Raw genomic sequence first — 18,739 nt, 5'->3', positions numbered from 1 at the left:
GGAAGTCCTATTGCCTATAGGATATGTGTCGCGCGGACGATCCACAATCGTCCGCTGAGCGCAGGAGGAGCCATGACCGTCGACGCCCACCTCCATCTCTGGGACCTCGACCGGGTCGGCTACCCGTGGCTGACCGACGCGCTGGCGCCGATCAACCGCACCTTCACGATCGATGAGGTCCGCCCGCAGCTCGAGCAGGCCGGTGTCGACCGGGTGGTCCTGGTGCAGGCGGCCAACTCGCTGGAGGACTCCGCCGCGATGTTCTCGGTCGCGTCGCCGCTGATCGCGGGCGTCGTGGCCTGGATCGACCTGCTCGACCCGGCCGCCGCCGCCCGCCAGCTCGACGAGTGGTCCGCGCACGCGACGCTCGTCGGGGTGCGCCACCTCATCCACGACGAGCCGGATCCGGACTGGCTCGGCCGACCGGAGGTGCGCGCGTCCCTCGCGCTGCTTGCGGCGCGCGGGCTGACGTTCGACGCGATCGCCGTGCTCCCCCGCCACCTGGAGCACGTGCTCTCGCTCGCCGACGAGCTCCCGTCGCTGCGGCTCGTGGTCGATCATCTCGGCACGCCGCCGGTCGGGGCCCCGAGCGCCGAGCCCTGGTCCGGACTGATCTCCGCGCTCTCCCGCCGGGCGAACGTCTCGATCAAGCTCTCCGGGCTGACCACCCTCGGCGGCGGCTCGGACGCGGCGCGGCTGCAGCCGTACGTCGCCCACGCGCTCGACGCGTTCGGCGCCGAGCGCGTGCTCTACGGCGGCGACTGGCCCGTGTCGACGCTCGCCGGCACGTACGCCCGGACCATGGAGGTGACCCGGCAGCTCCTCGCGGGGCTGTCGCCCGAGGAGCGTGCGCACGTGCTCGGCGGCACCGCCGAACGCGTGTACCGCCTCACGTAGCGGGGACACGCCTCCGGCGGGTCAGCGCCGCCGGCGTGCCGCTTCGGCGAGCGCGGGCGGCGTCGCGTTGTAGCTGTCGTCGTTCAGCTCCGTGCCGGGCGGGACGATCGCGTCGATCCGGTCGAGCACGTCGTCCGGCAGCACCACGTCGGCCGCGGTCAGCAGCCCGTCGAGCTGCTCCTGGGTGCGCGGGCCGATGATCGCCGACGTGACGGCGGGATGCGAGGTCACGAACGCGATCGCCAGCTGCGGCATGGTCAGCCCGGCTTCCGTGGCGACCTGCTGCAGCTGGTCGAGGGCCCGGGCGCGCCGCTGGCCGGCCTCCGTCTCGGGGTCGTAGAGCGCGCCGCGCGACCGGGCGCGGTGACTCGTCTCGGGTCGCGGCCGCCCCGACAGCCAGCCGCCGTGCAGCGGGCTGTAGGTGAGCACGCCCATCCCGTACTGCTGCGCCACCGGGAAGACCGCGCGCTCGGGGACCCGGCCGAAGATCGAGTACATCGGCTGCTCGCTGAGGAACCGGTGCGTCCCGGCGGCCTGGGCCGCCCACTGGGCTTCGACGATCTTCTCGGCCGCGAACGTCGACGCGCCCACCGCGAGCACCTTGCCGGCGCGGATCAGGTCGTCGAGCGCGGTCAGCGTCTCGCTGAGGTCGGTCTCCCAGTCGTACCGGTGCAGCTGGTAGAGGTCGATGCGGTCGGTGCCCAGCCGGCGCAGGCTGTCCTCCACGGCGCGGACGATCCAGCGCCGCGACGCTCCCGCGGAGTTCGGGTCGGCGCCCATCGGGAGGCCGAACTTGGTCGCCAGCACGACCTCGTCGCGGCGGGCCGCGATTGCACGCCCGACGATGACCTCCGACTCGCCCGCCGAGTACACGTCTGCGGTGTCGACGAAGTTGATCCCGGCGTCGAGCGCGCTGTTGATGACGCGCGCCGACTCCTCGTGATCGGTGTTGCCCATCGCCCCGAACATCATCGTGCCGAGCGCGAGCTCGCTCACCGACCAGCCCGTCGCCCCGAATGTCCTGCGTCTCATCGTGTCTCCATCCCTTTCGTGCGGATGCTTCCATCGCATCACCGCGGCGCCGGGACTCCTACACCGATCCTGCGGACATCGTGCACGATCCTGCCAACCTGCTCGGACGTCCCGCCGTCGCGTTGCGCGCAGGCCCGTCGTGGTGCTTGTCTCGGGACATGGCAGCACTGGCCGACCTGCGCGATCTGATCATCCGGCACGCCCGCGGCGGCATCCGCCGGAACATCGTCGACGGGCTCAGCCTCGGTGTCGTGACCGGCGGCACGCCTCCGGCCGCCACCATGTCGGAGCCGTCGATGACCCTGATCGCCGGCGGCAGCAAGCACACCGCCGTCGGCGACCGCGAGTTCGTCTACGGCGCCGGCCAGTACCTCGTGGTCTCGATCGACCTGCCCGTGACGGGCAGGGTGGAGCACGCCACTCCCGACGACCCGTTCGTCGTGTTCAGCCTCAGCCTGCGGCCCGCCGTCATCGCGGCCCTGCTGCTGGACACCCTGGAGGTGGCCCGCCCGCCCGCGTTCACCGGCCTCGCCGTCGGGGAGGCGTCGGCCGGCCTGCTCGACGCCGTGACCCGGATGCTGCGCCTGCTCGACGACCCCGCCGACCTCGCCGCCCTCGGCCCCGCCACCGAGCGGGAGATCGTCTGGCGCCTGCTGACCGGGCCCCAGGGCGGGATCGTGCGGCAGATCGGCCTGGCCGACGGCAGCATCGCGCACATCTCCCGGGCGATCGGCTGGATGCGCGAGCACGTCGCCGATCCGGTGGCTGTCACCGACCTGGCCCGGATCAGCGGGATGAGCGTCTCCACCTTCCACCGGCACTTCCGCGCGGCGACCTCGATGACGCCCATCCAGTGGCAGAAGGCGCTGCGGCTGCGCGAGGCGCGCGGGCGCCTGCTCACCGGCGCGGCGGGCGTCGCCGAGGCGGGTTACGAGGTCGGCTACGCCAGTCCCTCGCAGTTCAGCCGCGAGTACCGGCGCGCCTTCGGGCGGCCGCCCGGGCAGGACGCCAGGGACCTGCGCGAGGCGGAACCCGGCGAGCGCGGGGTCCGCGAGGTCGCCTGGCTGGGCTGAGCCCCGCCGAACACGTGGAGAGCCGGGGCCGGCCGCACTGGCCGACCCCGGCTCCCGCCGTGCTCTCTGCTACTTGGTGACGGTGACCGTCATGGTCTTGCTGCTGGTCGTGCCGGCGGCGTTGGTGAAGTCGACACGGTACGTGTACGTGCCCTTCTCCTTCGCCTGGACGCTCAGCGTCGCCGTCTGGGCGTTCGGCGTGTTCGCGGTCAGGTCGCCCTGGCCCACGGCGACGCCGTTCTCGTAGAACGTGTAGGAGGTCGCGTTGGTCCCCCACCACATGTTCGCCGTGACGGTGTAGGTGCCGCCGCCGCTCCAGTTGTCGTTGCTGAGCACCGGCGTGCCCGGGTTGGCCTGCGTGACCTTCACCGTGGTGCTGGTCGTCGCGGTGGTGCCCTTGCTGTTCACCAGCTCACCCGTGTAGACGTAGGTGCCGTTCGTCTTCCCGCTGACCGGGATGGAGACGTTCTGCGCACCGACTCCGCCGAAGGTGAGCTTGGTGGTGGCGATCAGGTTCCCGTTCTCGTAGAGCCGGTAGATCGATCCCTCCTCGCCCCACCACAGGTTCATCACGACGTTGTACGAGCCGTCCTGCAGTCCGGTGTCCCAGCCGTTGTCGTTCGACAGCGCACCCTGGCCCGGCTTGCCGGTCGCGCCGTCGGGCACGGTGACCGGGTCGGTCAGGACCGACTCGGCGCTCTCGCCCGCAGCGTTGACCGCGGTGACGCCGAACTTCGCGGTGTCACCGGGCCAGACCCCGGTGATCGACGCGGACGTGGCGTCCGCTCCGACGGTGGCGACCGGATCCGTCACGCCGTCCCGGTAGACCCGGTAGCCGGTGATCGGGGTGCCGCCGTTGTCGGCCGGCGCCGTCCACGAGACCGTCACAGCCGACGTGTCCGCGCTCGCGGTCGCCCCGGTCGGAGCGGCCGGCGCGCTGACCGCGTGCAGCGTCCAGAAGTGGTCGGCGGTCTGGGCGTCGGTGGCCGACGTGTTCGTCGTGGCCGACGAACCCGGGATGACGGTGCCGTTCCGGCCGCTCCCGGAGGAGTCGACCAGGGTCGCTCCGCCGGCCTCGTCGAACGCGTAGTGGACGACGTCACCGCTGCCGGCCTGCCCGGAGGCGAGCGTGGCCACCTCGGCCGCGCTGAGCGCCCGGCTGTAGATGTTGAAGTCGTCGACCGTCGCGTTCAGGGCGGGGTCGCTGCCGTACTGGGACTTGCCGATGTAGTTCTTCGTGCTCTGGCCGAACGCCGACGGGTGCAGCGTCATGGCCGTGTTCGTCGCGACGACCTGACCGTTCACGTAGAGCGTGCCGGTGGTCCCGGCGACCGTGACGGTCACCAGCGACCACTGGTTCAGCGGCAGCGTCTTGGTGCTGCTGTTGAGGCGCTGCTCGCCACCGGCGCCGCTGGTGGTGATCGCGTAGCGCAGCTCGGTGCCGTCGTTCAGCGTCAGGAACATGCTGGCGTTGCTGCTGGAGCCGATGTCGAACAGACGCTGCCACGACGCGTTGCTGGCCGGGTTGACCCACGCGGAGACGGTGTAGTCGCCGGTGAGCCCGCTGACCGCGCCGGTGGGCAGGGTGGCGTAGGCCGTGCTGTTGCAGAACGACAGCGCGGAGCCGATCTTCCCCGGCTGGCGGGGTCCGGTCGCGGTGCAGCCCGAGGTGACCGAGCCGTCGGTCCACTGGACGACGCCCGCTCCGGACGCCTTGCTCATGCCCGCGACGGCCAGCACCAGGCCGGTGCCGTAGTTCGCGAACCGGTAGTCGCCCTTGCCGTCCGGCACGATCTGCCAGAGGTGGTCGTCGGTGCCGCTGTCGCCCCACACGACGGCGGGTGTGCCCGTCGCCGAGGCGGCGCCCTGGATGCCGAGCACCAGGCCGGTCGCCGGGTTCACGACCTTGTAGAGGCCCGATCCGGCGGCCACCAGCTTCCAGGTCTGCGTGGCGCTGCCGCCGGCCGCTGCGGTGTTCTGAACCGCCGCCGTGCCGGCGCCCGTGCCCGAGGCCTGGGTGTCGAGCGCGAGCCCGCTGTTGAGGTTGGTGATCGTGTAGGTGCCGGAGAGGTCGGTGGTGTCCGTGGCCGGGGTGACCACGATGTGGTACCCGTAGTTCGGGTTCATCACGACCGGGACCGTGATGGATCCGTCGGCGCCCACCTGGTAGGTGGTGTTCGAGATCGTGGTCGGCGCAGCCACGGCCACCGTGCGGCCGTAGGACGGCGTGAACTCGAGCTTGACGTTCACCTTCGAGCCGACCGCGAGCTTGTCGAGACCCGCGACCTTGATGCCTGCGGTCCCGGACGTGCCGCCCGTGATGACGTCGACCTCCTTCTTGTCGGAGGTGACCGAGGCCGCCGCGTCGAAGTTGGTGTTGCCCGGCGGGGTGGTGGTGACCATGTCGCCGTTCATGTCCGCGTACCACTTGTAGAGCCAGTACGCGCCGTTCGGGCTGCCGCCCTGCCCGGTGAGCAGGTCGCCGAGCGCCCCCGACTGGTTCCAGAACGCCAGCTCGGCGGTGTGGATGCCGAGGCGCTCGAACTTGGCGATGTACCCGACCAGCGAGCCGGGGATGCCGACCTCCGCCGGGGCGGCGTACTCCTCGATGTCGATCGGGCGGCGCTGGATGCCGAGGGCGTCCTCCATCGCCTGGACCTTGGCGACGTCGCCGGCGATCTTGGAGGAGGTCTCCAGCTCGTGCCAGGCGAGGATGTCGGGGACCGTGTTCGTGGCGACCGCGTTGGTGAGGAAGTTCTGCATGTCGCCGATGTTGTCGGAGAGGCTCGGGCCCTGGATCGGCGTCGTCGCGTCGAGGCTGCGGATGAGCCGGTAGGTGTGCGTCCAGAAGTCCTCGAACGTGCCGTTGGCGGCGAGCCAGGTGTTGTCCGACTCGTTCCAGGGCGCGTACGCGGCCAGGTTGCTCATGCCGGACGCCTTGACCTGCGAGACCTGGTCGGTGACGACCTGGTCCCACGTGCTCCAGCTGAACTGATACGGCCAGCCCGCGTAGTAGTCCGAGAGCCGGTCGACCACTTTGGCGCCGGCCGCGTCGGCCTTCTGCCAGGTCACGCCGATGTCGCCGGTGGGCTGCTGCTTGCCGCCGATCGGCTTCATGACGAACTCGCTCGGCTTGATCGCCTGGACGAGGCTGTCGGACGGGGTGGTGGCGTTGGCGAGGCCGTAGAGCGAACCGGTCGCGACATGGCTGACCGGGCGGAACGGCTGGTCGGCCTGCACCGTCAGCGTCGACGCCGCGGTGGGGGCTGCGGAGGCGGGAAGCGCGACCAGCGTGCCTCCGGCGGCGACGAGCGCCGCGCCGGCGACTGTCGCGGTGACCCGGCGCAGCGCCCTCCTCCGTTGGCGGCGCGGGAGGATCTCCGCGCCGTGGATCGGTGCTGACGACCGATCCGACCGAGTATCAGACATGATTGTTCTCCGTTGTTCAATCAGTGATGGAGCAGGCCGGCGAAGCGCGAGAAGTGGCCTGCGGTGATGTGCAATCGAACCGGTTCGACTCACACAGGAGCAAAATAGACCCGCAGATCGCCGCGCGTCAAGAAATCGGTGGCGAACCGATTCGACGCGGTGTCGGCCGGACGGCCGGACGGTCGCGCCGCTCCCGGCGGCCCGGGACGTGAAACAATCGGCGGAACGAGTTCCGAGGAGTCCCGCCATGGCAGCCACGATCGGCGATGTCGCCCGCGTCGCCGGGGTGTCCAGAAGCACCGTCTCGTACGCGCTCTCCGGCAAGCGGATGATCTCCGAGGAGACCCGCGCTCGCATCCAGGCCGCCATCGACGAGCTCGGCTTCACGCCGAACGCCGGCGCCCGGGCGCTCGCGACCGCGCAGACCAACGTGCTGGGCCTGTACCTCCAGTTCCAGGAGGACGAGTTCGCCCCGGCCATGCTGCAATACGTCCTGCCGGTCTCGAACTCCGCGCGCGCCGACGGCTACGACCTGCTGATGGTCACCGACACCGACCTCATCCAGGCGGTGCGGCGCACCACGTCGTCGCACATGGTGGACGGGGTCGTGCTGCTGGACGTCACCTACGACGACATCCGGCTCGACCCGCTGCGGGAGGCGCCGCAGCCGGCCGTGCTGATCGGCTACGCCCGCGACAGCGACGGCTTCGACTCCTTCGACCTCGACTTCGGCGAGGCGGCCCGGCTCGCCGTCGACCACCTCGCCGGCCTGGGGCACACCGAGATCGTCCTGGTCACACCGCCGCGGCACGTCTACGATCGCGGCGGCTCGTACGCCTGGCGCTTCCGGGACGCCGCCATCGACCGGGCCGCGCGCTACGGCATCCGGGTCTCGTCGCACTACGGCGACTCCCGCCAGCCCGGCATCGACGACGCCCTGGACGCCGCGTTCGACGCCGCCCCCGGCGCGACCGCCCTGATCGTCCACAACGACGCGACGGTCGCCGCGCTGCCCTCGTACCTCAAGGCGCGCGGCATCACCGCGCCCGACGACCTCTCGGTGGTCGGCATCTACTCGCAGGAGTTCGGCCAGGCGTTCTCCCTGCCGTTCACCGCCGTCGAGACCTCGCCCGACACGCTGGGCCAGCTCGCCGTGCAGCAGCTGGTGCGCAGGATCGCCGACCCGGCCGCCGCGGGAGCCCCCCGCGTCCGCCTCATTGAGCCGACCCTGATCGAACGCGGAAGCACCCGCGCGGTCGACTGAGCGCGCCCCGCGCTCACAAGATGCGCCACGAATCGCGGCTCTCCCCTGCGGTTTCGCGCGATTCGGCACGAATCGCGACTGCGTGAGAGAGCCTCCAAAACAATCGAACCGCTTCGACTTGTCAGCGCCCAAATCTGTCGCTAGAGTTATCGAACCGGTTCGACGATGAAAGGAGGCGCGGTATGGCGATCACAATCACGGATGTGGCCCGCCACGCGGGCGTCTCCGCCAGCACCGTCTCGTATGCCCTGTCCGGCAAGCGGCCGATCTCACCCTCCACCCGCGCCCGCATCGACGAGGCCATCGCCGACCTCGGCTTCACGGCCAACGCCGGCGCCCGGGCCCTGGCCACCTCGCAGACGATGGTGATCGGCCTGCTGACCCAGTTCCACCAGGACGAGTTCGCCCCCGCGATGCTGCAGTACGTCCTCCCGGTGTCGGACACCGCCCGGGAGCTCGGCTTCGACATCCTGCTCGTCACCGAACAGGATGCGACCGCCGCCCTGCGCCGGGTCACGAGCACCGGAATGGTCGACGGCGTCGTCCTCCTCGACGTGATCCACGAGGACCCCCGGCTCGACACCCTCCGCGCCGCACCGCAGCCCGGCGCGCTGGTGGGGCTGCCCAAGCACACCGAGGGCCTGGACGTCTTCGACCTCGACTTCGGCGAGTCGGCGCGCATCCTCGTCGACCACCTCCACGACCTGGGGCACCGGGAGATCGTCGTCGTCTCTCCCCCGAAGCACGTGTTCGAACGCGGCGGCGCCTACGGCTGGCGGTTCCGCGACGCCGCCCTGGAGCGCGGCGCACGCTACGGCCTGCAGATCCACCCGTACTACGGCGAGTCGAAGCAGCCCGGGATCGCGCAGAGCATCAACGCCATCCTCGACGCCCGGCCGAACGCGACCGCGCTCATCGTCCACAACGACGCCACGATCGCCGCCCTGCCCTCCGTGCTCGCCGCGCGCGGCACCCGGGTGCCGGAGGACCTCTCGGTCGTCAGCCTCTACTCCAAAGACTTCGGTCGAGCCTTCTCGCTGCCGTACACGGCGATCGAGAGCTCACCCGATCAGCTGGGCCAGCAAGCGGTCCGGCAGCTGGTGCGCAGGATCTCGTCACCCGAGCTCGCAGGGGCCCCGGTGACGCGGTTCATCGCACCCGAACTCACCATCCGCGGAAGCACACGAGAACCCCGTACCCATACGCAGCCCACCCATCCCGCGGAACCCGATAAGCAGTAACGATTCAAGGAGGAATACTGTGATCGCAAGAAAGCGCGCCCGCCTCATCGGCGCAGCGGTGCTCGCCGCCGCCGTCATCGGCGGCGTGACCGCATGCTCCGGATCCGGCTCCGGCTCGAGCAGCAGCGCCGGCGGCACCTACACGTTCTGGGATCCGTACCCCCAGTTCGACGCGTCCGCCGACTGGACCAAGCTCGTCGAGCAGTGCGGCACCGACGCCGGCGTCACCGTCAAGCGCACCGGCTACGACACCAGCGACCTGACCAACAAGGCGCTGCTGGCCGGCCAGCAGGGCAGCTCGCCCGACCTGCTCCTGGTCGACAACCCGGTGGTCTCCACCCTCGCCGACGCCGGGATCCTCACCACCACGGCGGAGAACAAGCTCGACACCTCCGACATCCAGAAGAACATCCTGGCCGCCGGCGTGCTGGACGGGAAGACCTACGGCGTCCCGATCGGCGCGAACACGCTGGCCCTGTACTACAACAAGGCCGTGCTCAGCGCCGCCGGCGTCGACGTCTCGACCATCAAGGACTGGAACAGCCTCACGGCCGCCCTGGCCAAGGTGAAGGCGGCGGGGAAGAAGGGCATCACCTTCTCCGCCATCGGCACCGAGGAGGGCAGCTTCCAGTTCCTGCCGTGGTTCTGGGGCTCCGGCGCCGACCTGACCAAGCTGGACTCCGACAAGGCCGTCCAGGCGCTGTCGCTCTGGACGGACTGGGTGAAGCAGGGCTACGCCCCGAACTCGGTCATCAACAACACCCAGACGACGTCGTGGCAGGAGTTCGCCACCGGTGACTTCGCCTTCGGCGAGAACGGCACCTGGCAGCTCGGCAACGTGAAGAAGGCCGGCATCGACTACGGCATCCTCTCGATCCCCGGCCTCGACGGCGGCTCCGCACCGGCTCCGACGGGCGGCGAGTTCATGACCATCCCGGTCCAGAAGGACACCGCCCGGTACGCCACCTCCAAGAAGATCGCCGAGTGCCTCACCAGCACCGAGAACTTCGTGAAGACGGACACCACGCTCTCCTACATCGCCCCGACCTCCGCCGCCCAGAAGCAGCAGGTCGCCGCGAACCCGGAGCTCCAGCCGTGGGTCGACGCCGTCGCCGCCGCGAAGGGCCGCACCAGCGACAACCTCGGGACCAAGTACCCGAAGATCTCGCAGCAGCTCTGGGGCGCCGTGCAGAACGCGCTGAGCGGGTCGCAGACCCCGGAGGCCGCACTCAAGGCCGCGCAGTCGGCCGCGGCAGCCGCCACGAAGTAGCACCACGCACCACCGAGTAAGGCAAACCGATGACAACAATTCAGACAGCGCCGCACGGTTCTGTCGGAGACGACGGTGGGGTGGCCCTCGCGGCCACCCCACCCCGCGCTCGTCGCCGCGGCCGGTCGGGCCAGTGGGCGGCCTGGGCGTTCCTCGCCCCGGTCGTGATCTACCTGGTCGTGTTCTACGCCTATCCGCTCTACCGCAACATCGAGCTCAGCGTCCGGGACTACACCGTCCGGTCGTTCGTGCAGGGCGACGCCCCGTTCGTCGGGCTCGACAACTACGTCAAGGTGTTCCAGAGCCCGACCTTCGGGCCGGCGTTCCTGCACACCGCCCTGTTCACGATCATCTCGATCGTCTTCCAGTTCGCGATCGGCATGGTGCTGGCCGTGTTCTTCCACCAGAACTTCCGGCTCAGCGCCACCCTGCGCGCCCTGTTCCTGGTCCCGTGGCTGCTGCCGCTGATCGTCTCGGCCTCCACCTGGTCGTGGATGCTGAACAGCGACTCCGGCGTGGTCAACGCCGCCCTGGAGGCGTTCGGCCTCCCGGGGATCAACTGGCTCACCTCGCCCGACTGGGCGCTGACCAGCGTGATCATCGCCAACATCTGGATCGGCATCCCGTTCAACCTGGTCATCCTCTACTCCGGCCTGCAGAACATCCCGGCGGACCTGTACGAAGCGGCGGCGCTCGACGGCGCCAACGGGTGGCAGAAGTTCTGGCGGATCACGTTCCCGCTGCTGAAGCCGGTGTCCGCGATCACCCTGCTCCTGGGGCTGATCTACACGCTGAAGGTCTTCGACATCATCTGGATCATGACCCGCGGCGGCCCCGGCACCGCATCGACCACCTTCGCGACCTGGTCGTACCAGCTCGGCTTCGCCTCCACCCTCCCGGACTTCAGCCCGGCAGCCGCGGTCGGCAACGTCCTGATCGTCATCGCGCTGATCTTCGGGATCATCTACATCCGCACCCAGCGAAAGCAGGACATCGCATGAACGGGAAGCGCCCCTGGTGGAAGACCGCGCTCGGTGTCGTCCTGACGCTGATCATGCTGTTCCCGGTCTACTGGATGATCAACGTCTCGCTCACGCCCACCACCGAGATGCGCAAGAGCCCGCCGAACCTCTTCCCCGTCCACGCGACGTTCGAGGGCTACCAGGCGGTCATCAGCCAGCAACTGCCGTACCTCGGCACCAGCCTGCTCATCGGTCTGGGCACCGTGGTGCTGACCGTGGCCCTGGCCGCGCCGGCCGCGTACTCGCTCGCCAAGCTGCGGCCGCGGGGTCGCGGCGCGCTGAACTTCGTCCTCCTGATCGCCCAGATGATCCCGGGCATCATCATGGCGATGGGGTTCTACGCCATCTACCTGAACCTCGGGATCCTCAACACGGTGTGGGGGCTGGTCATCGCCGACTCCACCCTGGCGGTGCCGTTCGGCGTGCTGATCTTCTCCGCGTTCATGTCCGGCATCCCGGAGGAGCTGATGAGCGCCGCGAAGATCGACGGCGCGGGGACCTGGCGCACGTTCCGTTCGATCGTGCTCCCGGTCAGCCGCAACTCGATCGTGACGGTCTCGCTGTTCGCGTTCCTGTGGGCGTGGTCGGACTTCATCTTCTCCTCCACGCTCAACGCAGGCGGCACGTTCCAGACCATCACGCTGGGCATCTACAAGTACATCGGCAACAACAACCAGGAGTGGAACGCGATCATGGCCACCGCCGTCGTCGCCTCCATCCCGGCCGCCGTCCTGCTCGTGATCGCCCAGAAGTACGTCGCCGCCGGCGTCACGGCCGGCGCGGTGAAGGACTGACATGGGCGCGATCGAGCAGTTCGCGTTCGACATCGCCGAGGTCCCGTTCTCGTACCGGGGAGCCTGGATCGACCTGTCGCGCGTCGTCGGCCTGCACCGGGTCGCCGACGACATCCACCTGGTCACGCACACCGGCGGGATGCACCCGGTCTTCCGGCTGGTGCCGCACCTGCAGGGCACCGCGGTGGCGGCGCAGACGCACGCCACGGCGGCCACGCTCGCCTGGCGCACGGAGACCGGCGAGGTGGAGGCCGTGTTCGACACCGCGCACGGCATCCGGTTCCGCGGGCGCGGGCTCGGACTGCGCTTCGTCGCCGGCGCCGACCTGACGCCCTTCACCGGCGGGTACCTGTTCCGGGACCCGCTGGACTCCTCCGTCACGCTCACGAGCTACGAGTCGGGGCGGCGCTACCGCTTCACCACGCTCGCCGGCTCGCCGACCGTGACCGGGCTGGGTGTGCTGCGGCAGGGCGACCGCTGGGTCGAGTTCGGCGGCGAGGACGACTGGGAGGTCATCCTCGAGGAGATCGGGACGGCCTCGCCCGCCCCGGCGGCCGGCGGCTCGTCCGGCGGCTCGTTCGACGACCTCGCCCGGGAGCGCGGCCGCGAGTTCGCCGACTATGTCGAGAGCGTCCAGGGCGACGCCCCGGACGACACCGCGGTCAAGGCCTGCTACGTGATGTGGTCGGCGACGGTCGCGCCCGCGGGCTTCGTGGGCCGGGAGGCCGTGCTGATGTCCAAGCACTGGATGGACAAGGTCTGGAGCTGGGACCACTGCTTCAACGCCATCGCCCTCGTCGGCGGCGACCAGGCCGCCGCGCTGGACCAGTTCCTGCTGCCGTTCGACCACCAGGACGCCGCCGGCGCGATCCCCGACTCGGTGACGCATTCCGAAGTGCTCTACAACTTCGTGAAGCCGCCCATCCACGGCTGGGCGTTCGGTCAGCTCCGCCTCCGGGCGCCGCGGCCGTTCTCCACACAGGAGCTCGCCGCCGTCTACGCGCACCTGAGCGCCTGGACCCGGTTCTGGCTGGACTTCCGGCGCGCACCGGGCCACCGGCTGCCGTACTACCAGCACGGCAACGACAGCGGCTGGGACAACTCCACCACATTCGACCGCGGAGGCGTGATCGAGTCGCCCGACCTGGCGGCGTTCCTCGTCCTCCAGGTCCGCGAGCTGCGGTACCTGGCGGGCGAGCTCGGCCTGTCCGCCCCGGAGTGGGATGCGACCGAGGAGGAGCTGCGATCGGCGCTGTTCGAGGAGCTCTGGACCGGCGACCGTTTCGTCGCCCGACTCGTCGACACAGGGGAGGCCGCGCCGGCGAGCAGCCTGCTGAACTGCCTCCCGATCGTGCTCGGCGAGCTCCTCCCCGCGGATGTCGCCGACGCGCTCGAGCGGCGGATCGCGGAGCACCTGACGACCTGGGGGCTCGCCACCGAACCGGTGGACTCGCCGCACTACGAGGACGACGGCTACTGGCGCGGCCCGATCTGGGCGCCCTCCACCGTCCTGATCGAGGACGGCCTGCGACGTGCAGGGCGCACGGGCCTGGCCGACCTGATCGGCGAACGGTTCCGCGCGCTGTGCGCGGCCTCCGGGTTCGCGGAGAACTTCGACGCCCGGACCGGCGCCGGTCTGCGTGACCGGGCGTACAGCTGGACCGCCGCCGCCTACCTCGCCCTGCGGACCGACGCCGTCCAGCGCACCGCGGAAGCGGCATGACAGGAGAACGATGACAGACACGACCGACCGCACCCGCCTCGGCGGCCCGGTGAACCCCAGCAACGGGCGGCTACGCCCGCTCGGCCCCGACGAGCTCCGCATCACGGGCGGGTTCTGGGGCGAGAAGCAGGAGCTCAACGCCACCAGCATCATCGGGCACTGCCTGACCTGGATGGAGCGGATCGGCTGGATCGGCAACTTCGACCGGGCGGCCGCGGGGACCGTCGCCGACCGGCACGACGGCATCGAGTTCGTGGACTCCGAGGTCTACAAGCTGCTGGAGGCGATGGCGTGGGAGCTCGGCCGCAGCGATCGGCCGGACCTCGAAGCGACCTACGCCCAGCTGGTCGCACGCGTCGCGGCGGCGCAGGAGCCCGACGGCTACCTGCACACCTCGTTCGGCAGGGCCGGGCAGCGCCCGCGCTACTCCGACCTCGAATGGGGACACGAGCTCTACTGCTTCGGCCACCTCTTCCAGGCGGCCGTCGCGCGCCTCCGCGGCGGCCACGACGACCTCCTCGTCGAGGTGGCGCGGCGGCTGGCCGATCACGTGTACGTGGAGTTCGGTCCCGACGGGCGCGACGCGATCTGCGGGCACCCCGAGATCGAGACCGCCCTCGTCGAGCTCGGCCGTGCGCTCGGGGAGCCGCGGTACCTGGAGCTGGCGCGCATCCTCGTCGAGCGGCGCGGCCGCCGCCGCCTGAAGACGAATCTCTTCCAGGGCAGCGAGTACTTCCTCGACGACCAGCCCGTGCGGCAGGCCGGGCACCTCCGGGGGCACGCCGTCCGGGCGATGTACCTGGCCTCCGGGGCCGTGGACGTCGCCGCCGAGTTCGGCGACGACGAGCTGCTGACCGCGGTCGAGCGGCAGTGGGAGAGCACGGTCGCGCGCCGGACCTACATCACCGGAGGCGTCGGAGCCCACCACCAGAACGAGGAGTTCGGCACCGACTACGAGCTGCCCGCCGACCGCGCGTACGCCGAGACGTGCGCGGCGATCGGCTCCGTGATGCTCAGCTGGCGCCTGCTCCTGCAGACCGGCGACCGCAAGTACGCCGACCTCATCGAGCGCACCCTCTACAACGCGGTGCTCGTCTCGCCGCGCGAGGACGGCAAGGCGTTCTACTACGCCAACACCCTGCACCAGCGGGTGCGCGGCAGCGTCCCGCGCGAGGAGGAGCTCAGCGAGCGCGCCGAGGCGAGCCTGCGCGCTCCCTGGTTCGAGGTCTCCTGCTGCCCGACCAACGTGGCCCGCACGCTCGCGAGCGTGGGCTCCTACGTCGCCACTGCCGATGCCGGCGGGGTCCAGATCCACCAGTTCGCGGACGCGCAGCTCTCGACCGTCCTCGACGGCGGCACCGCGGTCTCCGTCGAGATGCAGGCCGGCGGCTACCCCTTCGAGGGCGCCATCCTGCTGCGCGCCGAGTCCACCGAGGAGGTCGCGATCGACGTGCGGATGCCCGCGTGGGCGGACGGCGGCCGCGTGGAGTTCGACGGCGCGGAGGTGCCGGTGCAGAACGGCTACGCGGTCGTCCGCGCGCGGTTCAGCCCGGAACGGCCGATCCGGATCGAGCTGCCCACCGGCCCGCGCCTCGCCTACCCGGCCGCCGGCATCGACGCGGTCCGGGGCACGGTCGCTGTCGAGCGGGGTCCGCTGGTGCTGTGCGCGGAGTCGACGGAACTGCCCGACGGCTTCGACGTCGACGCGATCCGCCTCCACGAGACGGAGGGCATCGTCGCGACGGAGAACGGCGCCCGGGTCACCGTGACGCTCGTCGGCGACGCTCCGTCGCCGTGGCCGTACCGCCCCGACGGGGTGGAGGCCGTGGACCGGGCCGGCGTCCCGCTCGAGCTCACGCCCTACTTCCGCTGGGCGAACTCCGGCCCGAGCACCATGCGGGTCTTCCTGCCGCGCGCACTGTAGCGGCAGGGCGCTGCCACCTGGCCGCCGTCGAAGTCATCGGCGACGGCGGCCAGGTCTGGGAGCCGTCCGCTGGAGAAAGTAGTGTGCGGGTGTGACCATTACCGCGCGGCATCAGGTGGACCAGGCAGTCATCCCCGCCGGGTCGTTCGTGATGGGCGACGCCTCCGGCGACGGGAATCCGGGGGACGGCGAGACGCCGCTGCACCCGGTGCGCGTGGCGGCCTTCAGCATCGACGCGCACAGCATCACCAACGCCGACTTCGCGGCCTTCGTCGACGAGACCGGCTATCGCACCGAATCGGAGGCGTTCGGCTACTCGGCCGTCTTCCACCTCGCCTTCGCGGGCGACGACGCCGACGTGCTGGGCCGGCCGCCGCAGACCCCCTGGTGGCTCGGCGTCGGCGGCGCGGACTGGCGGCACCCGGGAGGCCGGCACAGCTCGATCGACGATCTCGGCGACCATCCGGTCGTGCAGGTCAGCTGGAACGACGCGCAGGCCTACTGCGCCTGGGCCGGCCGGCGGCTGCCGACCGAGGCCGAGTGGGAGTACGCCTCCCGCGGCGGGCTGGACGGCGCGCGCTACCCCTGGGGCGACGACCTCCTCGTCGACGGCGCCTGGAACTGCAACATCTGGCAGGGCGTGTTCCCGACCAGCAACGACCTCGCCGACGGCTATCTCACCACCGCGCCGGCCCGGCACTACGCCCCCAACGGCTACGGCGTCTTCCAGACCGTCGGCAACATCTGGGAGTGGTGCCAGGACTGGTACGACGCGCAGTACTACCGGCACTCCCCCGAGTTCGCCCCGGCCGGCCCGGAGCACGGGCAGCAGCGCGTGCTCCGCGGCGGCTCCTTCCTCTGCCACGACTCCTACTGCAACCGCTACCGCAACTCCGCGCGTTCGCAGAACACCCCCGACTCCGCCATGTCCAACGCCGGCTTCCGCACGGTCGGCGCACCGTGAACCTCCAGACAGGAGCATGACCATGTCCTCCATGATCGAACCCGACGAGGCCGCAGCCGTCGTCAAGGACTGCTGCGCACCCGGGCGTGCGGCCTTCCTGACCGCAGCGCCCGACCGCAGCCCTGCCGACACGGCGACTCCGGCAACGGGTGACGATGAGTGCTGAGAAGCGCTTCCCCCGTTCCGTCTTCTCCGTCGGCACCGAGCCGGACGCCCGGTTCAGCCTCGCCAACGAGCGCACCTTCCTCGCCTGGATCCGCACCGGGCTCGCGCTGCTCGCCGGCGGCGTGGCCCTGGAGGCCCTGAGCCTCGGCATCCATCCGGGCTTCCGGTTCGCCGCGTCCCTCCTCCTCCTCGTCGCCGGTCTGGTCACCCCGCTCCAGGCCTGGTACGGGTGGAAGCGCACGGAGGCCGCGCTCCGGGAGCAGACCCCGCTCCCCAGCGCGCCGCTGACCGTCTTCCTCGCCGTCGTCGTCACCGCTGTCGGCGTCCTCGTCCTGCTCGGCGTGCTGCTGCGATGAACCAGCCGTTCGATCCCGGCCTGCAAGCCGAGCGCACCGCCCTGGCGTGGCGCCGCACCTGCCTGGCCCTGCTGACCGGATCACTGATCGCCGCCCGCATCCTCCCCGAGCTCTTCGGCCCGTGGTCCGCGCTGGCGGGTCTCGCGGGGGTCGTCTGCGCCGCCATCCTGCTCGCGTCCGTGCACCGGCGCTACCAGCGCCAGCACCGCGGGCTGAACGGGGAGGGCGACCGCTTCCCCGTCGCCGACGGACGGCCCGTCGCGGCCCTCGCCACCGTCGCGTTCGCGGCCGCCCTGATCAGCGTCGGCGCCGTCGTATTCACGGTGCTGATCCTCGACCGCGGATAACCGGATCCACGCCCGATCCCGGTCAGTGGTGGAACAGCCGCAGCCCGGTCTGCACGTGCGCGATCCCGTGCCGGTGCGCCGCTGCTGCGACCTCGCCGGTCCGGGCCGAGCCTCCCGGCTCGACGATGGTCGTGACGCCGTATTCGGCGGCGTGCTCGACGTTGTCGCGGAACGGTAGATAGCCGTCAGAGACCAGCGTCACGCCGGTCAGCCGTTCCGCCCAGGACTCGCGCCAGCCCGGTTCGTCGTACTGCGCGCGGGCGGCAGTGCCGAACAGGCCGCCGAACTCCTCACGCTGGCCTCGCGTCATCTCGTGCCCGGCGAAGCGGATCTGCCAGTTGAGCCGGTCCTGCCGTCTCATGCCGGCGACCACCGGCAGCCCGCGCACGGCGGGGTGGCGGCGCAGCCACCAGACGCGCGCCTTGGCCCCGGCCAGGCGCACGCAGTCGACCCGGTTCTGCTGGCCGGCGCCGATGCCGATCGCGGCGCCGTCCGCGACGAGGACGACCGAGTTGGACTGCGTGTAGCGGGCCGTGACCATCCCCACGAGCGCGTCGGCTCGCGCCGCACCGACCAGAGCCGCCTCGCCGGGCAGTGCAGCGGCGAGGTCCGCGGTGTCGCTCTCCTGCTCGATCGTCGCCCCGAGCACCTCCCGTCGCTCGCGGGAGGGCCGCACGGCAGCTGGGTCGGCCTCGAACACCAGGAACCGCCCGGCCTTCTTACCCGCCAGGAGCGCGACCGCGCCCGGCTCGTACCCGGGCGCGATCACCGCATCGCAGATCACCGTGCGCAGAAACTCCGCCGTCGCGAGGTCGACCGGCCGCGACAGCGCCACCACGTCGCCGAACGAGGACTTCGGATCCGCGTCCCGCGCCCGCAGATACGCCGCCAGCAGTGAGTCCTCCGACACCGCCGACACACCCCAGGTCTCGCACGCGGTCCCATCCACCCGCCCCGAGACGGCGGCGCCCGCCGGCGAGACATGCTTGAAGGAGGCCGCGGCTGCACGCCCGGTCGACGCCTCCGCCTCGCTCACCAGCGCGAACGCGTTCAGCGCGTCGAGATAGTTGATCAGCGAGGGCTCACCGTTCAGCACAGCCGGCCCGCCGCTGATGAGTTCTGCTGTCTGATGCGGATTCATCCCGTAGCGCATCGCACGTCCCATCTCCTCGATCGGATGGGCACCCAGGCGGTCGATGCCGGTCACGCGCTCCCTGCCGGTGAACCCGGCCACGCCA

General features: G+C 70.8%; 16 protein-coding genes. 13 read left to right on the top strand and 3 right to left on the bottom strand.

The features are described 5' to 3' along the window. Positions 1 to 72: 72 nt before the first annotated feature. Complete coding sequence (locus AC3A3H_RS13435) at positions 73 to 897, top strand: amidohydrolase family protein (protein WP_487615048.1); 825 nt, start codon at positions 73 to 75, stop codon at positions 895 to 897. Between the two features lie 21 nt (positions 898 to 918). Here the strand turns inward: AC3A3H_RS13435 and AC3A3H_RS13430 are convergent, their stop codons facing one another. After that, on the bottom strand, positions 919 to 1,929 hold the full coding sequence (locus AC3A3H_RS13430; RefSeq protein WP_487615047.1) for an aldo/keto reductase: 1,011 nt from the start codon (positions 1,927 to 1,929) through the stop codon (positions 919 to 921). Between the two features lie 158 nt (positions 1,930 to 2,087). Here AC3A3H_RS13430 and AC3A3H_RS13425 point away from each other — a divergent pair, with 158 nt between their 5' ends. Next, positions 2,088 to 3,002, top strand: coding sequence for an AraC family transcriptional regulator (locus tag AC3A3H_RS13425; RefSeq protein WP_487615046.1), 915 nt, complete (start codon positions 2,088 to 2,090; stop codon positions 3,000 to 3,002). Positions 3,003 to 3,071: 69 nt separating this feature from the next. Here AC3A3H_RS13425 and AC3A3H_RS13420 read toward each other — a convergent pair whose 3' ends face one another. After that, the gene (locus AC3A3H_RS13420) at positions 3,072 to 6,431 is read right to left on the bottom strand and encodes a LamG-like jellyroll fold domain-containing protein (RefSeq protein WP_487615045.1); all 3,360 of its coding nucleotides are present in this window, start codon (positions 6,429 to 6,431) and stop codon (positions 3,072 to 3,074) included. 247 nt (positions 6,432 to 6,678) lie between these two features. On the opposite strand from AC3A3H_RS13420, the gene AC3A3H_RS13415 reads away from it, so the two are divergent. The 11 genes from AC3A3H_RS13415 to AC3A3H_RS13365 all read left to right on the top strand — a co-directional run bounded on the left by AC3A3H_RS13415 (position 6,679) and on the right by AC3A3H_RS13365 (position 17,501). Further along, on the top strand, positions 6,679 to 7,695 hold the full coding sequence (locus AC3A3H_RS13415) for a LacI family DNA-binding transcriptional regulator (protein WP_487615044.1): 1,017 nt from the start codon (positions 6,679 to 6,681) through the stop codon (positions 7,693 to 7,695). Positions 7,696 to 7,877: 182 nt separating this feature from the next. After that, a complete protein-coding gene (locus AC3A3H_RS13410; RefSeq protein ID WP_487615043.1) occupies positions 7,878 to 8,936 on the top strand; it encodes a LacI family DNA-binding transcriptional regulator in 1,059 nt (352 codons plus the stop codon). 19 nt (positions 8,937 to 8,955) lie between these two features. After that, positions 8,956 to 10,206 carry a sugar ABC transporter substrate-binding protein gene (locus AC3A3H_RS13405; protein ID WP_487615042.1) on the top strand — a complete coding sequence of 417 codons (1,251 nt, stop codon included), beginning with the start codon at positions 8,956 to 8,958 and terminating at the stop codon, positions 10,204 to 10,206. A gap of 29 nt (positions 10,207 to 10,235) precedes the next feature. Further along, complete coding sequence (locus AC3A3H_RS13400; protein ID WP_487615041.1) at positions 10,236 to 11,207, top strand: carbohydrate ABC transporter permease; 972 nt, start codon at positions 10,236 to 10,238, stop codon at positions 11,205 to 11,207. Next, complete coding sequence (locus AC3A3H_RS13395) at positions 11,204 to 12,022, top strand: carbohydrate ABC transporter permease (RefSeq protein ID WP_487615040.1); 819 nt, start codon at positions 11,204 to 11,206, stop codon at positions 12,020 to 12,022. Before AC3A3H_RS13400 ends, AC3A3H_RS13395 begins: the two co-directional genes overlap by 4 nt. A gap of 1 nt (position 12,023) precedes the next feature. Beyond that, the gene (locus AC3A3H_RS13390; protein ID WP_487615039.1) at positions 12,024 to 13,745 is read left to right on the top strand and encodes an amylo-alpha-1,6-glucosidase; all 1,722 of its coding nucleotides are present in this window, start codon (positions 12,024 to 12,026) and stop codon (positions 13,743 to 13,745) included. 10 nt (positions 13,746 to 13,755) lie between these two features. After that, positions 13,756 to 15,669: a glycoside hydrolase family 127 protein gene (locus AC3A3H_RS13385; RefSeq protein ID WP_487615038.1), complete on the top strand. Its 1,914-nt coding sequence runs from the start codon at positions 13,756 to 13,758 to the stop codon at positions 15,667 to 15,669. Positions 15,670 to 15,760: 91 nt separating this feature from the next. Beyond that, complete coding sequence (locus AC3A3H_RS13380; protein WP_487615037.1) at positions 15,761 to 16,633, top strand: formylglycine-generating enzyme family protein; 873 nt, start codon at positions 15,761 to 15,763, stop codon at positions 16,631 to 16,633. Between the two features lie 22 nt (positions 16,634 to 16,655). Next, positions 16,656 to 16,799, top strand: coding sequence for a hypothetical protein (locus AC3A3H_RS13375; RefSeq protein WP_487615036.1), 144 nt, complete (start codon positions 16,656 to 16,658; stop codon positions 16,797 to 16,799). Continuing rightward, positions 16,789 to 17,154, top strand: a complete 366-nt coding sequence (locus AC3A3H_RS13370) for a YidH family protein (protein WP_487615035.1) — start codon at positions 16,789 to 16,791, stop codon at positions 17,152 to 17,154. Before AC3A3H_RS13375 ends, AC3A3H_RS13370 begins: the two co-directional genes overlap by 11 nt. Beyond that, the gene (locus AC3A3H_RS13365) at positions 17,151 to 17,501 is read left to right on the top strand and encodes a DUF202 domain-containing protein (protein ID WP_487615034.1); all 351 of its coding nucleotides are present in this window, start codon (positions 17,151 to 17,153) and stop codon (positions 17,499 to 17,501) included. The genes AC3A3H_RS13370 and AC3A3H_RS13365 overlap by 4 nt, the downstream gene beginning before the upstream one ends. 22 nt (positions 17,502 to 17,523) lie before the next feature. Here AC3A3H_RS13365 and AC3A3H_RS13360 read toward each other — a convergent pair whose 3' ends face one another. Further along, positions 17,524 to 18,735 (bottom strand): hypothetical protein, encoded by a 1,212-nt coding sequence (locus AC3A3H_RS13360; protein WP_487615033.1) that lies wholly within the window; start codon positions 18,733 to 18,735, stop codon positions 17,524 to 17,526. Between the last annotated feature and the right edge of the window lie 4 nt (positions 18,736 to 18,739).

It is taken from the genome of Leifsonia sp. Soil_N53 (genome assembly GCF_057655165.1).
The sequence above is the reverse complement of the archived record's forward strand: the minus strand, read 5'-3'. Positions and strand labels throughout refer to the sequence as shown.

Excerpts from the sequence above, each read along its gene's own strand:
- AC3A3H_RS13385 (WP_487615038.1), top strand. The coding sequence starts at position 13,756 with ATGACAGACACGACCGACCGCACCCGCCTCGGCGGCCCGGTGAACCCC.
- AC3A3H_RS13435 (WP_487615048.1), top strand. The coding sequence starts at position 73 with ATGACCGTCGACGCCCACCTCCATCTCTGGGACCTCGACCGGGTCGGC.
- AC3A3H_RS13365 (WP_487615034.1), top strand. The coding sequence starts at position 17,151 with ATGAACCAGCCGTTCGATCCCGGCCTGCAAGCCGAGCGCACCGCCCTG.
- AC3A3H_RS13430 (WP_487615047.1), bottom strand. The coding sequence starts at position 1,929 with ATGAGACGCAGGACATTCGGGGCGACGGGCTGGTCGGTGAGCGAGCTC.
- AC3A3H_RS13410 (WP_487615043.1), top strand. The coding sequence starts at position 7,878 with ATGGCGATCACAATCACGGATGTGGCCCGCCACGCGGGCGTCTCCGCC.
- AC3A3H_RS13370 (WP_487615035.1), top strand. The coding sequence starts at position 16,789 with ATGAGTGCTGAGAAGCGCTTCCCCCGTTCCGTCTTCTCCGTCGGCACC.
- AC3A3H_RS13425 (WP_487615046.1), top strand. The coding sequence starts at position 2,088 with ATGGCAGCACTGGCCGACCTGCGCGATCTGATCATCCGGCACGCCCGC.
- AC3A3H_RS13395 (WP_487615040.1), top strand. The coding sequence starts at position 11,204 with ATGAACGGGAAGCGCCCCTGGTGGAAGACCGCGCTCGGTGTCGTCCTG.
- AC3A3H_RS13415 (WP_487615044.1), top strand. The coding sequence starts at position 6,679 with ATGGCAGCCACGATCGGCGATGTCGCCCGCGTCGCCGGGGTGTCCAGA.
- AC3A3H_RS13400 (WP_487615041.1), top strand. The coding sequence starts at position 10,236 with ATGACAACAATTCAGACAGCGCCGCACGGTTCTGTCGGAGACGACGGT.
- AC3A3H_RS13390 (WP_487615039.1), top strand. The coding sequence starts at position 12,024 with ATGGGCGCGATCGAGCAGTTCGCGTTCGACATCGCCGAGGTCCCGTTC.
- AC3A3H_RS13420 (WP_487615045.1), bottom strand. The coding sequence starts at position 6,431 with ATGTCTGATACTCGGTCGGATCGGTCGTCAGCACCGATCCACGGCGCG.
- AC3A3H_RS13375 (WP_487615036.1), top strand. The coding sequence starts at position 16,656 with ATGTCCTCCATGATCGAACCCGACGAGGCCGCAGCCGTCGTCAAGGAC.